Here is a 14,138-nt window from a genome sequence, read left to right on the forward strand (position 1 = left end):
TTCTCAGACGATCACCCCTAGGTCAATTTATTATATTTCGGCTTTCTTCGTTGCTTAACTGATCAGAACCCCATCAGGACGTTCGGTTACTACAGGTATAGTTTTGCGAATCATTTTCTCAATATCCTTCAAATAAGGAATTTCATCCACTTCGCAAAAAGAGATGGCGATTCCACTTAATCCAGCTCTGCCTGTACGGCCAATGCGATGAACATACGTTTCTGAAATATTAGGAAGGTTGAAATTAATGACATGCGAAAGCTCGTCAATATCGATACCTCTCGCCGCAATATCTGTGGCAACCAGTACTCGAGTTGCACCGCTTCTAAAATTAGTTAACGCATTTTGGCGGGCATTTTGAGACTTGTTTCCATGAATAGCCTGTGCAGAAATATTCACTTTAGTCAGTCCGCGCACTACGCGATCTGCACCATGCTTCGTCCGAGTAAATACAAGCGCCGAAGCGATGGATTTATCCTGCAGCAGGTCATTCAATAAATCTTGTTTATTACCTTTATCTACAAAATAGACAGATTGCTCTATTCGATCCACTGTTGAGGAAGCTGGAGTTATTTCCACTTTCGCCGGATTAACAAGCAGCGTTTTGACAAGCTTCGAAATTTCTGGAGGCATCGTAGCCGAGAAAAAGAGTGTCTGCTTTTTTCTTGGCATTTTGGCGATGATTCTCTTCACGTCGTGAATAAAGCCCATATCGAGCATTCGATCTGCTTCATCAAGCACTAATATTTGTACATATTGCAAATCAACAAACTTTTGATTAATAAGATCGATAAGTCTGCCTGGAGTGGCAATAATAACATCAGCGCCTTGTCGAAGTGCACGCTCCTGAATCTTCTGTGAAACGCCGCCCACGATAGCTACACTGCGCAAGTCGGTAAATTGTCCGTACGCACGCATGTTTTCTTCAATCTGGAGGGCAAGCTCTCTAGTAGGTGTCAAAATCAATGAGCGAATACGTCGCTGTGCCCCCGGTTTAGTGGGTTGGCCGCTTAATAACTGAATGATGGGTAATGCGAATGCAGCCGTTTTCCCTGTCCCTGTCTGAGCGCAGCCAAACAAATCTTTGCCCGCTAGTACTACGGGAATGGCCTGCTCTTGAATAGGCGTAGGCTTCGTGTAGTTTTCCTTGGTTAGCGCCTTCAGTATTGCAGGGCTAAAATTTAGATCATTAAAAGTCATCTTTTCTCCTTCATTTGAAGCCTTATATTCTCAATCATGCTGCTTTTATAATCGCATATCATTTCCAAAAACCGTTCCTTTAAGACATAACAAGTAAGTATAGCATAATAAAACGATATAATCGACATAAACCTCTATCCTTGAGACAGCAGCCTAGGCCCATTTTTCAATCTTTAATTAAAAGTCATCCAAACGGTATTTCCCAAAGGCTCAAAACCTTGCTTATACCAAAAGTTCCTTGTTTTATCCAACGTATATACATACATCTTTTTATTCGGATATTTTGCTTTAACCCATTGAATAAAGGCAGCAGCGTAACCCTTGCCTTCAAATTCCTTTAAAACATCAAGTGCTTCTATAAATACAAAGTTCTTTTTGTTTTTAATCTCAATATAAAAGTCCCGCTCCAAATACTTCTCATCATCGCTAAAATAATCTTGTTCTGCTTTCTGAATCAGCTGCTTGGCGTTATCGTACTCCCAAACGACTCCGTATCCAACCATCTCGTCCTCAGCCTCGATGACGTAAATGTTTTCCGGAAGCTCTGATTTGTCCTTTTGGCTAAGCTCCCCTGCGTGATAGGCGGAATGTATATCGCTTAACAGGTTTTGCATTTCTTGATCAAATGGTTTCGCAATAATAGTAGGCATTTTCAATCCCCTTTTTGCTACTCAAAGCATATAACGTTTCCAAACAAAAAGAAGCAGGGTATCATCTTGTACCCTGCTTCTCCTATTGATTGATTTTTTATCGTTTATTAGTCTTAGACATCTTACCATAAATGATCGAAGCCAACTAGTCGTTCTCTTTTCCAATTGTCATCTAAGCTGATTTGCCAAGCCCAATATCGATCATTCCATTAACGATTCTTTTTCCTGAAATTTTGCAGCGTATGGACGAGCTTATCTCGCGCATCCTTGTTTTTCATTAAATAAGTGACGCCAGCTCCAATTGCAGTTATCAATAGTTTTTTCTTGCTCATGGATACTACCTCCCTGAATTCGTCTTTGTATGAATGTACCCTGTTTATTGAGTTTTTAAGCACGTTGAATACGAAAATTACCTGCGGAGCCAGCAAGGCTAGAACGGAAATAAAGCACGCTGCATCTAAAGTTCACGATTTCCCTCGATTAGTGATAAAAATCATTAGTATGTATAAGAAGTAAACATAACCATTTGAAAAATAGACGATATAATAGAGATACAGCAAAAAACCTCCTTTTGACGGGAGGCCAGTTATCATGATTACAGTGTCATAGCTTGACCATGCCTTGCTAGAAACTCTTCCTTCTCTTTGTAATCCGGCATAATGCTGCCCACTCGTCTCCAGAAGGAACGATCATGATTCATATGCGTCAGATGGCAAAGCTCATGGATGACGACATAATCGATTACCTCAAGCGGAGCCATCGCCAATCGGTAATTAAAGGTTAATTTTTTACTTGAGCTGCAGCTTCCCCACTTCGTTCTTGACTCTTCGATTTCGAAGCTTTTATGTTTTACTTTCAGCTGCTCTTGATATCGTTTGATTCGTTCTCCAATGATTTTCTTACAGCTTGCAAAATAAAACTTTTTAAGATTGATTTTTAACTCCTCTTCACTCAGATCAGCTGTGTCGATCAATTCATGAAGAAAGTACTCTTTTCCAAGGTGAAGGAATTTTCCTTGCTCTTGATATTCTTTTGTCTTAGGGGTATCTCGGACCTTCGCGATCTGCTGCAATCTCTGAGTGAGCTGTTTACCATGCTGCTCCACGGCCCGCATGACATTCTCTTCCGTTGTTCCATTGGGAGCCTTCACGGTTATGAATCCCAATGAGTCCATTTGGATATATATCTTTTTTCTATTGGCATATTCAACATTAAACTCAATGATATGATTTTCAAATTCGATTTTCATAGCGACCATCATTTCTATTAGGTTATTTCTGAATCCCTTTCATTTTATCACAACTACAACAATGACCGTTCAAAATGCTTTTTTCAAGCATGCTATGGGTTTAACTCGGTGTTGTTTTTAAAGATCGAGTTAAACCTCTATTTCCTGTGCGGAATATCCCATTTTTATTATATTTTTGTAAAATATCCCCCTTTTATCATCGTAATTTACCCCTTCCTTTCATGAAATCAACGTCTCATGCTAGGAATAGTTATACAAATTAAATGCAAGCTTTGCAGGAGGTGATACCCAATTATCCCCTTTTAATTCCGTAAAACAACCACACCCAGACTTGCACATGAATGCTAATGCTGCGATGTTCGACTATGAAAATTAGAGGTGATATGGTGAATATTTTTGCAAGAAATAAAGGAATGAAGTTTGTCATTATGTTTATGTGTCTTGCACTTCTCGTTTCTCCTTTCCTTGACACAACAGCCTATGGGAATGAAGCAGCGTTGCCCGCAGTGAACGAAGCTGCTCGAGCCGTAACGGATGCTGTCTATGAGGCAGCCCCTCCCGTCCCTCAAAACCTAACTGTTGTAACCGATTCCATCACTGCGACGAGTGCACAGCTTAATTGGGATGTTCATCCAGAGCAAGCTGACGTTGATGTATGGTACTACGTAGCTCCAGATCCTGCTAATCCAGCAAAAGAAGATATAAACAACTATTTAGCTACAGGGAAAGGCGGCAGTGTGGAGCTGCAAAATTTGCAGCCTAATACGACGTACAAGCTGTATACCACTTGGTACAAGAGACCTTACACTCGGGTGTTGCGAAGCAACTACGTTGAATTTACGACACTTGCCGGCGAGCCTTCCAATGAGCCGACTGGTAATCCAGGGCCTAGCAACCTGAGTATTGTGAATGTTACACATAATACGGTAACCGTTACCTTTGATCCTGCCCATAAGCTAGATGATTACTGGGTTTGGAATCCGGAGAATCCTCCTCTTAACAAAGATCCTTATTCCGGCTTCACGCAAGTAGGAGGCAGCACGATTGGCGGATTAAAGGAAGAAACCAAATATACCTTCTTCTTAGGTCCGAACGGTACTCAATATGCTAATCTAACGGATAAACAGAAGAGCAATTCGATTACTTTCACTACGCCAAAGGATACAAGTGAATATAAAGAACCGCCATTAACGCCTCCTCAATATTTAAAGGTAAGCGATATTACATCATCCAATATTACGTTCAAATGGGCAGGCAGTCCTGATGCCAACGGCTATGACTTCTATGTTAACGGTGGATGGAAAGGCGGAATATGGAATGGCTCCGACACATTCATCTATACGTTCCCAGAAGGAGGACTTACAGCAGGCAGCATCTACAAATTTATGGTTGGCGCGCAAAATGGCGCTTCCGGCAAAGATCCGGTTAACGGCCCGCCTTTAGAAATCAAATGGGGCGAGCTTGCGGCGCCGCTCGATCTTCAAGTCATTACAGCCAACCGCACAACTGCTTCTCTAGGCTGGGCACCGACCCCTGGCGCAACGAGCTATGATATTTATGAATCAGGCAAGCTTATCGGCTCCAGCGATTCCAATCGGTATGTTGCTGAGGGTTTAACAGAAGGCAAATCCTACAGCTTTACAGTTGCAGCCAAAAATGCGCTATGGAAATCAGCTGCCAGCAGCACAGCAACGACGATTCCAGGTGCGGACTACACTAATTTCACCTATTACGGCAGCTGGTTTTCCTATGACAATAATCGTCAATACTTTCCAGAAGACATCGATGTTTCACAGCTTACACATCTCAACTACGCCTTCTCCGATATATGCTGGCGTAAAGTTGGTTCAAACGGTGTAGCTTGCCAAAATAAAGACATTCCGCTGCAAGCGAATTATGTTTTCGACGGAGAGCTTGTGCTTGGAGACCAGAAGGTCGATATTGAGCAGCTTGCTGCTTTTAACAAAATTAAAAATAATAACCCTGAGCTGAAGCTGATGGCTTCCGTAGGCGGCTGGACATTCTCCAATCATTTCTCGGACATGGCTGCATCTGAGGTCACACGTCGTACGTTTGCGAATTCCGTCGTTAAATATTTGCGTACGTATAAAATGGATGGACTCGATATCGACTGGGAATATCCGGTTGAGGGCGGAGAATCGGATAATATCAATCGTCCAGAGGATAAACAAAACTTCACTCTTCTCATGCAAACCGTTCGTGCAGCGCTTGACTCAGCCGGCTCCATCGATGGCAAATATTATTTGCTCACCATCGCATCCGGTCAAGGAGATGATTTCGTAGTCAATGCTGACTTCGCAAATTCTGTTCAATACCTGGATATGATCAACATAATGAGCTATGACTATAGCGGAAGCTGGGAACTGCGGGCTTTCCATAATTCACCTCTCTATCAAGACCCTAATAATGTAAGAGCCTCTGCGAAGCGCAACAATGTTAGAGGCGCCCTGCTTGGTCATTTGAACGGCGGCGTTCCGGCTTTTAAACTAAACATGGGTGTTCCTTATTATGGAATAGGCTGGAAGGGTTGTTCCGCAAACGGTGAATATCAAAACTGCACATCCATTCCTTATGGATCATGGGAGAGCGGCAAGTTCGATTTTGCCGAGGTTGAGAACAATATGATAGACCAAAACGGATATACCCGTTACTGGAACGAGCATTCAAAGGTCGCTTATGTTTACAATAGTGAAACCGGAATGTTTATTACTTATAATGACCAAACAACAATGATGTATAGCACTTCGCTTGTCAAAACCTTGGATTTGGCTGGCGTTATGACTTGGGATATTAGCGGTGACCGCAACAAAACTCTTACAACGCAGTTGATCAGTGATCTTCCGATTGACGGCAAGGTGAATGAAAACGCACTAGCTGCTCCTCAACATGTAACAAAGCTCAGCGCGGACAAACAATCTTTTGAAATCAAATGGGATGCTGTCCAAGGGGCTGCTGGCTATGAAGTATTCGTGAACGCCATATTTACAGGGTATACAGCGAATACGCAGTTTAAAGCAGACAAGCTGACCCTTGGCTCAGACTACACCGTTACCGTGCTCAGTATCAGAAAAGACGGTAATAAAATTACAGAGGTTTCTCCTGCAAGCAGTGCACTGGTTGTAAGTACAGCAGGCATAATATCTCCAGCTCATCTCACGGTTACGAGTTCAACCTATGACGCGATTAGTGTTCAATGGACAGCTTCTCCGAAAGCAGATGGGTATGACGTTTATCTGGGTGATAAATTGGTGGAATCTACAACAGCTACAAACTACACGTTTACGCAACTGGCGCACAGTACGACCTATTCCATTGGTGTAGTAGCCATTATTAAAAATGAGGATGAGATAATCGAAAAGTCCGAAATGACAAAACTAGAGGCAAAAACATTAGATTACACGGCTCCGCCAGAGTCGTCATCTGGTAACCCGCAAGCGGTCAAAGATAAAAATGAGCTTGATTCCAACGTTACGAAATCCGGCGGCAAGTGGACCGTTACGATTTTGAAAGATGCGGCTATTCAAACGATTGGAGCGGCTAGCTCCGCCGAGCTAAAAGTGACTGTCGGCAACGATGCAGCCCAAGTGGATGTCATCCTTCCTAAGGAAGTTATTGCAGCGCTTGCCAGCAAAAACGATAAGGCGAATTTGTCCATCATCTGGAACGGAGTTACCTATGTCATTCCAGCCCATGCGATTCACCTGAAATCAGATATCAAAATTTCGATTACTCCACCGACTGCGAGCGAAGCTGCTGCAATAGAACAATTGGCGAAAAAGAATGGCTATACGCTAAAAGTTTCGTCGCTTGACTTTAAGATTTACAAGCTGACAGCTGACAACAAATATGAGGAAGTCACTGATTTTGGCCAGTCTGTTTTCACCCGTATTTATCAATTGAATGCTAAAGATATAGATACAAACCGTGCAAACGGTGTTGTTTACTTGCCTGGCACAAATGAATTCCGTCCACTCCATACGGTGTTCAAAAAAGACGATAAAGGCGGAGTTGCCGCTCATCTGGTCAGCAACGGCAACAGCATCTATACCATTGTCGAATCCAGCTTCCTCTTCAAAGACGTGACGGCTGAATGGAACAAAAACCATATCGAGCGTGCAGCAGCCAAATTAATCGTTTTTGGACAATCGAATGAACAATTCGGAGGAAATACGATCATTACTAGGGCTGAATTTATTTCCATGATCAGCAGAGGCCTCGGCATCGTTCCAAAAGTAGAAGGCGCTCCATTTGATGATGTAGCGGCAGATTCCAAATATGCTGGAGATATTGCACTAGCTAAGGAATTAGGTATCATTACCGGCAAGAGCGAGCAGCTTTTTGATCCGAACGGTACGATTACTCGTCAGGACATGGCAGTCATTTTGGCAAAAGTGATGAAGCTGATTGATCGTACGGCAGACGGTGACGCAGCGTTGCTAGAGTCTTTCCGTGATCAAGCTTCTATATCATCCTATGCTAAAGCTTCCGTTGCACTGTTAGTTAAAGAGCAAATTTTGCAAGGCGTATCCGAGACGAAATTTGATCCTCAGGCGAAAGTGACAAAAGCACAGGCAGTCGTAGCCGTGATGAGATTGCTTGATGATTTGGGACTAGCGAGCAAATAACCTATTTTTAAAATGCAAAAGAGGGACGGAGCAGTTTGAACTGCTCCGTCCCTCTTCTATTACTGTACTGTCTGCATTTTCTCGTATAAATTAAATTCACCCATCGCATTGGAGGATAAACCTTTATGTTCATAACCGCAGCTTAGGTAGAATGCATTGAGCTTCGGATTATTCGCAATACAGTCCAGCCGAATACGGTCTTTTCCCTCAAAATGAATACCTGATCCTGCCCAATCCACAATGGCCTCACCTAAGTTTTTGCCTGCAACTTCACGGTTAATATTAAGTCGATGCAGATAGATGGACTGTTCATGCCCCTCTTCACCCCATAACTCGCGATCCCAAGCGCTTGATTGCTGCATAAGCATGACCATTCCTGCCAATCGGTTGCCTTGCCTAAATAGGTATACTTCACCACGTTTAATTGCCTCAGGCGTTTGATGAGAATCCTCACCCTTCAGCAAGCCGCTCCACTGCGTAGAGCCTTTGCTTTTTAGCCATTCAGCTGTTTGAATGAGAAGCTGCAATACAGCTTCCGTATCCTCTGGTTTTGCTTGATATACTTTGATATCCGGTTGAATGACGCCAATATGATCCGTGCGTGTAAATATAGACATGTTGATTAACCTCCATATAATAGGTCCTTCTATTATAACCCTTCTCGTCTTATTTCAGCTATGTCAGCCCTCTTCCATGCGTCCTTCGCATTACATACTGAATCACATGTAGATAAATTTCCTTTTTGTTCCATAAATCGACAGACTCTGCATCTATTATTATTTAAAATTACTCATTGAAGGCATAAACGCAGAATTTTGCTTTTTCTTGTGATTTCATGAAATGAAGGAGGCCTACATAAGAAAGAATTGCAGAATTAAGCTGAGGCATCTCTAAATTAGATTGTTTAAGACGAGAGGATGAATAAAATGAACCAGAAGAAAAAATCTATTTGGCTTAGATGTACCGTATTTTTGTTATTGTTAACTCTTTTCGTTCAGTTGCCAGTAAACGCATTGGCGGCAGATGCGAATAGTGATACTGAAGCACCAGCAATCCTAAATGTAAATCCTTCAAATCAAGCGATCGTATATACATCTATGCCCATGATTACAGCTGTACTGAAGGACGCAGATTCCGGGATTGATTCGGCAACCATATCCGTGAAGGTTAACACCATCAAAGTTCCCCATATATATGATCCAGGTTCTAAAATCGTGGCAGCAGCTACTGCTAATTTGCCAAATGGCACGTATTCGCTAACGATCGATGCTAACGATCAAGCAGGCAATAAAGCGCTGCAATGGAGCTCTACTTTTAGTGTTTCCGTTGATCAAACGAACGGAAAAATCTATTACCTCGCATTAGGTGACTCTTTGGCAGCTGGATTAGCCCCAGATACATCTATTGGTATCGGCTATACCGATATGCTTGCACAATATTTACGCAGCTCCGGGTTTCTTGGGGAATTCAATAAAAATCATACCTCGCCAGGCTACACCACACAAAACATACTCGATAATATCAAAAATAATGTACCTACTCCAGATCGCGTGACTATCAAACAGGCTATTGCTAAATCCAATGTCATTACAATTGATGCCGGAGCAAATGATTTTATCCAAAAGCTAGACAGTCAATTTAATATGGACCCCGTGCTTGCAAAAAGCTTGTTAGAGCAGGTCGGTGCCAATATGGCCGCTATCCTAACGGAGATCCGCCAGTTAAATCCAAAGGCCAGCATTTATATCATGGGGTATTATGATGCATTCCATAACTTCGCTTTACCTCCTCTGCAGAAGCTATTGCTAACATCCGTTTTAGATGAACTAAATGCGGTAATTGCAGCCGTATCCCAAAAAGCTGGAGCCGTTTTTGTACCAACCAAAGAGGCCATTGCTATAGACTATACGAAAAACTTGCCGGTCCCTACCAATATTCATCCGAGCCAACAAGGATATAAGGCGATAGCTGATGCCATCTGGAATGTGATGCAAACGCCATACGCTTGGTCGCCTAGCAGCACATTAACTGCAAAAGATATTGCTTCATCAAGTCTGACCTTGAACTGGACACCTGCGAATGGTGCGATTTCAGAATATAAAGTTTTTGCAGGTGCAAAAGAAATAGGCACGGTATCAGGAAGCGTATATAACTACAACGTAACCTCTTTATCACCAGATACTTCGTATGCTTTTAAAGTAGAGTCTAAGCTCTCGAACGGTTTATGGAGCATAAATGGACCCGAGCTCACGCAAAAGACAGCCACAGCCCCGCCTACTTCCGGATCTGGTGGAGCTCCGTCGTCAACAGTCAACCAGCTTACCGCAGCTCAGTTGAACGATCTTATTAAATCATCTGGTACAGCTTCTAATGTTGCGATTGAACTAACAAAAGATTCTTACACTTTATTGCCTAATAATGCGGGTGAATTATTACAGTCAAGCAAAAAAGGCTTAGAAATAAAATCAAACGGACAATCCGTTGTCATCCCATCTGCTGTGCTAACAGCACTAGCGAAAAAGCTGACAGCTGGTGCATTGAAGGACGCTCAAATTAAAGTTTCCTTTAAAGCCATCGAAGCTGCCTCCGTCAGTTCTTCCGTATATGCTGCCAATGCGGCAAGTGGTGCTGTAATTAAACAATATGGTTCTTTGTATGAGTTTGATTTGGCGATAGAATCGAAGGACGGCAAATCAACAAGACTGGATCATTTTATCGAAACCGTCACTTTAAATTTCAAACTAGCTTCAAGCACTGCTAATCCAGAACTGCTTGGCATTTACTACCTCAATGAATCCTCGAAGAAATGGGAATACGTAGGGGGAAAAAGAAGTAAAGACAATGGCGCAATTGAAGCTGCTTTAACCCATAATTCAAAATATGCTGTGCTGGAATACACGAAGACGTATAAGGATGTGCCATCGACCCACTGGGCATTTACTACAATTCAAGCATTAAGTGCTAAGCAAGTGATCGAGGGCGTATCAGAAGAAGAGTTCGCACCTTCAAAAACTACAACAAGAGCACAATTTGTGACCATGCTAGTACGCTCCCTTGGCATTCAAGCTGCGGGTACACCATCTGCCTTTGCTGATGTTGCTCAAGGAGCATGGTATTCTGAGGCTGTATCAACAGCTGTTCAAGCAGGCATTGTCAAAGGAATCGATGATTCACACTTCGCTCCTAATGCCAGCATTACCCGTGAGCAAATGGCTGTGCTCCTCGTTAGAGCATATGAATACAAATCAGGAATTTCGCTGCAAGCAAGCGATAAGCTGTCTCTCTATGCAGACGCCAATAAAGTCTCATCATGGGCGATCGCAGATTTAAACAAAGCCATAGCTGCCGGACTCATGACTGGACGAGACGAAGACAGCTTTGCACCAGAGGCTGTTACTGTGCGTGCCGAAACCGCTAAAGCGATCTACAACTTGCTTACTAAATAAAGCTGGCATACAACAAAAACCACGTCCGAGGACGTGGTTTTTGATCATTAATGCGCTATATTAAAGGTAATTTTGTTGTTATGCACGAATTTAAGTTGAAATAACGATTAAAATTTTAGGAGTGAAGTGCTATGATACAGCTGTTTCGCTATAACTGGATTGTTCGAGACGATTGGTTTGAATTATGCAATCAACTTTCCATAGAGCAATTGACGCTTAAGCGTATTGGTGGACCGGGCAGTATTCTTTATACACTGTTTCACATCGTTGATGTGGAATATAGTTGGATACGCGGAATACAAGGCAAACCAGACATTCAAGTTCAGTTTGAAGACTATCTGTCGCTTCAACAAGTGAAGGCACTTTCCGATAGCTGGAACAAAGAAATGCGCGAATACCTAGATACATGGAAAATCGAATTTGACCATGAACAGGTAACCATTCCTTGGAACGATGGACATTATACAAAAGGTGAAATTATGCGTCATGTGATCGCTCACGAAATACACCATATGGGGCAGCTCTCCGTCTGGATAAGAGAGCTTGGGCTAAAGCCAGTGTCAGCAAACGTGATTGGAAAAAATTTATCATAAAATAAAGTTAGGAACCATAACTAAGATACTGAGCATGATGCAGCTCAACTATCGGAGGTTTTAGAAAAAGCCGGAGAGTATAGAGAGGACGAAGAAAAATAAATAAAAACAACGGTTGTTTTTAATAGATCGTTGCTTTTAGAATTAAATTTCTAAAAATCATCTATTATGATAAGATACCTCTATAATTGTTTATAGGTGTTGGATTTAACATTAATTAGGGGGTGTTGGAAATAGAAAACGGTGCTTTCATTGCCATTTTTTCGAGTTTTATGGCAAACACTCCATAGCTTCATGCTCATCTACAACAATGTGAAAGGATGCTTGCCTTTTGTTTGAGAGCTTCGTCAGATTCCCCCTTTCATTTCTTAATGTACTATCGTTTGACCGATCAAGCTAGTATCATCGACCCATTGTCCCCCTGCTGTACTCACCAGGAGTTATTCCTACTATCTTCTTGAATGCTTTAGAAAAATGATGAATATCTGAAAACCCACAATAACTTGCGATCTGCTCTTGTGTCAGCTTGGATGCAAGCAGCAGATCACAAGCATGATCTATGCGTGTTTTTAACAAATATTGATGCGGTGTTACACCGTACTGCATTTTAAATACATCGTTAAATCTTGAAGTAGATAGATTAGCTCTTCGCGCCATATCAACTACCGATAAAGGTTCGCTCAAGTTAAACGAAAAATAAGAAGTAATCCAATTTAATGCCTGCGGTGACATTTGCTTGACATGATTGGCAGGTATGTAATCCTCTAGTATGGAGGTGATCAATTCCATCATTCGCGTTTGTGCCTTCAATTGCATAATGGAGTCTTTATACTGCCAAAATTCCACCACTTGCAAAAATGTATCCCGAAATTTAGATGGATGACTTAGCTTGAGCTTCACCGGAATATGAGTTTGGAACTGCTCGTCCAATCTCGGCTGCATAAGATGCTGATAGGGGGTCAAATCCAATTGGCCCGCTCGTGTTGGGAAGCTTTGGTCGCTAGTCGTGCTATAAAATATATCAAAGTGTGCAAACGGCGTTACCGTATTCGTTGTCCCTTCCAAACGATTCACACTATTTGGCTGAATGAAACAAAACTCACCTTTTTCGAATGGATAGGCCACCCCATCAACTGTGAACATGCATTCCCCTTCCTGTACATAGACAAGCAAGTAATCAAGCAAGCGGCGTTCCGGCAGTACCCACGGTTTTCGCAGCGCAAAATCGCACTCCCGTATATAGGGCACGATCCGGTGGTTCATCGTTGCATCCATGCCAGGTTTCATGAACATCCTCATCCTCTACTCGTAATTACTCACAGAATATCATATCTATCCCACAATTACAGTTGTTTTTGACAAACTTATTTGAAGCTTTGACAAAGCCAGATCATAGAAGAATCCTTTACACTGTATGTATTGCGAAGCTGAAACAAACACATACAATTAGGAGGAAATATGATGAATGAAAACAATAGGTTAAGCACGCTGCCCCTGCTTGAAGAAAGCTATTCTCTCACGCAAGAACAAATCGCTTCTTATCAAAAGGATGGCCATCTCTTTTTAAAAAATGTCGCATCCGCAGAAATGATAGAAACGTATGAACCAATCATTAGTGACTTAGTATTTAAACACAATTACCATGATAAGCCTGTCTCTGAACGGGATACTTACGGCAAAGCTTTTATACAAGTAGGCAACCTTTGGGAGATGAGTGAGGCTGCCGCTGCATTTACACTGGCAAAACGTTTTGCAAAAATAGCTGCAGAATTGATGGGTGTTGAGGGTGTCCGGATTTATCATGATCAAGCATTATTCAAAGAACCTGGCGGCGGTCATACGCCATGGCATCAAGACCAAATTTATTGGCCTTTCGATACCAATAATACCATTACGCTGTGGATGCCGCTGGTCCCTATTCCTGAAGAAGTGGGTACAATGAACTTTGCTTCCGGCACCAATCATTTGGGTTATGTCAGCAGGCAAGAAATTTCGGATGAATCACATAAAACCCTTGGCCAATTCATTGAAGGCCGCAGCATTCCCCAAGTGAATTACGGTGCCATGGCAGCTGGAGACGCTACCTTCCATGCAGGCTGGACCATCCACTCTGCTCCGGGTAATCCAACTGACCATATGCGCAAGGTGATGACCATTATCTACTATGCAGACGGTACACTCGTTGGTGAGCCAGACAGCAAGGCAAGACGCTCTGATCTTGAAAACTGGCTGCCAGGCTGCAAGCCGGGCGGAATCGCAGCGAGTATTAAAAATCCGTTGGTTTATAAGAGGGAAAACGAATAATAAATAGTTCTAATACAACAAAAAGAAGAGGGGCTGCGTGCACCCCTCTT

General features: G+C 42.4%; 9 protein-coding genes and 1 pseudogene. 4 read left to right on the plus strand and 6 right to left on the minus strand.

The window, feature by feature from the left end; genetic code table 11:
• Nucleotides 1–75: 75 nt before the first annotated feature.
• The 4 genes and pseudogenes from AB4Z45_RS03210 to AB4Z45_RS03225 all read right to left on the minus strand — a co-directional run.
• Nucleotides 76–1,200, minus strand: a pseudogene (locus AB4Z45_RS03210) (DEAD/DEAH box helicase); the annotation flags it as partial.
• A gap of 173 nt (nt 1,201–1,373) precedes the next feature.
• On the minus strand, nt 1,374–1,850 hold the full coding sequence (locus AB4Z45_RS03215; protein ID WP_441907889.1) for a GNAT family N-acetyltransferase: 477 nt from the start codon (nt 1,848–1,850) through the stop codon (nt 1,374–1,376).
• Between the two features lie 209 nt (nt 1,851–2,059).
• Nucleotides 2,060–2,182, minus strand: a complete 123-nt coding sequence (locus AB4Z45_RS03220) for a hypothetical protein (protein WP_256711082.1) — start codon at nt 2,180–2,182, stop codon at nt 2,060–2,062.
• A 263-nt stretch (nt 2,183–2,445) separates the two neighbouring features.
• Nucleotides 2,446–3,099 (minus strand): M48 family metallopeptidase, encoded by a 654-nt coding sequence (locus AB4Z45_RS03225; protein ID WP_430060975.1) that lies wholly within the window; start codon nt 3,097–3,099, stop codon nt 2,446–2,448.
• Nucleotides 3,100–3,464: 365 nt separating this feature from the next.
• On the opposite strand from AB4Z45_RS03225, the gene AB4Z45_RS03230 reads away from it, so the two are divergent.
• Nucleotides 3,465–7,745: a glycosyl hydrolase family 18 protein gene (locus AB4Z45_RS03230; RefSeq protein ID WP_441907890.1), complete on the plus strand. Its 4,281-nt coding sequence runs from the start codon at nt 3,465–3,467 to the stop codon at nt 7,743–7,745.
• Between the two features lie 59 nt (nt 7,746–7,804).
• On the opposite strand, the gene AB4Z45_RS03235 is transcribed toward AB4Z45_RS03230, so the two are convergent.
• Nucleotides 7,805–8,362, minus strand: a complete 558-nt coding sequence (locus tag AB4Z45_RS03235; protein WP_441907891.1) for a GNAT family N-acetyltransferase — start codon at nt 8,360–8,362, stop codon at nt 7,805–7,807.
• A 309-nt stretch (nt 8,363–8,671) separates the two neighbouring features.
• Between AB4Z45_RS03235 and AB4Z45_RS03240 the strand changes: the two genes are divergently transcribed.
• Together AB4Z45_RS03240 and AB4Z45_RS03245 are read left to right on the plus strand one after the other, a co-directional pair.
• Nucleotides 8,672–11,191: an S-layer homology domain-containing protein gene (locus tag AB4Z45_RS03240; protein WP_441907892.1), complete on the plus strand. Its 2,520-nt coding sequence runs from the start codon at nt 8,672–8,674 to the stop codon at nt 11,189–11,191.
• A 131-nt stretch (nt 11,192–11,322) separates the two neighbouring features.
• A complete protein-coding gene (locus AB4Z45_RS03245; RefSeq protein WP_441907893.1) occupies nt 11,323–11,784 on the plus strand; it encodes a DinB family protein in 462 nt (153 codons plus the stop codon).
• Between the two features lie 402 nt (nt 11,785–12,186).
• On the opposite strand, the gene AB4Z45_RS03250 is transcribed toward AB4Z45_RS03245, so the two are convergent.
• Nucleotides 12,187–13,071, minus strand: a complete 885-nt coding sequence (locus tag AB4Z45_RS03250; protein ID WP_441907894.1) for a helix-turn-helix domain-containing protein — start codon at nt 13,069–13,071, stop codon at nt 12,187–12,189.
• A gap of 171 nt (nt 13,072–13,242) precedes the next feature.
• Between AB4Z45_RS03250 and AB4Z45_RS03255 the strand changes: the two genes are divergently transcribed.
• Nucleotides 13,243–14,088: a phytanoyl-CoA dioxygenase family protein gene (locus AB4Z45_RS03255; RefSeq protein ID WP_441907895.1), complete on the plus strand. Its 846-nt coding sequence runs from the start codon at nt 13,243–13,245 to the stop codon at nt 14,086–14,088.
• Nucleotides 14,089–14,138 lie beyond the last annotated feature (50 nt).

Source organism: Paenibacillus sp. MCAF9 (assembly GCF_052114265.1).
Classification (GTDB): domain Bacteria; phylum Bacillota; class Bacilli; order Paenibacillales; family Paenibacillaceae; genus Pristimantibacillus.

What these genes read in the sequence shown, in the direction of transcription:
- AB4Z45_RS03215 (WP_441907889.1), bottom strand. Translation starts at nt 1,850, where the DNA reads ATGCCTACTATTATTGCGAAACCATTTGATCAAGAAATGCAAAACCTG.
- AB4Z45_RS03220 (WP_256711082.1), bottom strand. Translation starts at nt 2,182, where the DNA reads ATGAGCAAGAAAAAACTATTGATAACTGCAATTGGAGCTGGCGTCACT.
- AB4Z45_RS03225 (WP_430060975.1), bottom strand. Translation starts at nt 3,099, where the DNA reads ATGAAAATCGAATTTGAAAATCATATCATTGAGTTTAATGTTGAATAT.
- AB4Z45_RS03230 (WP_441907890.1), top strand. Translation starts at nt 3,465, where the DNA reads ATGAAAATTAGAGGTGATATGGTGAATATTTTTGCAAGAAATAAAGGA.
- AB4Z45_RS03235 (WP_441907891.1), bottom strand. Translation starts at nt 8,362, where the DNA reads ATGTCTATATTTACACGCACGGATCATATTGGCGTCATTCAACCGGAT.
- AB4Z45_RS03240 (WP_441907892.1), top strand. Translation starts at nt 8,672, where the DNA reads ATGAACCAGAAGAAAAAATCTATTTGGCTTAGATGTACCGTATTTTTG.
- AB4Z45_RS03245 (WP_441907893.1), top strand. Translation starts at nt 11,323, where the DNA reads ATGATACAGCTGTTTCGCTATAACTGGATTGTTCGAGACGATTGGTTT.
- AB4Z45_RS03250 (WP_441907894.1), bottom strand. Translation starts at nt 13,071, where the DNA reads ATGAAACCTGGCATGGATGCAACGATGAACCACCGGATCGTGCCCTAT.
- AB4Z45_RS03255 (WP_441907895.1), top strand. Translation starts at nt 13,243, where the DNA reads ATGATGAATGAAAACAATAGGTTAAGCACGCTGCCCCTGCTTGAAGAA.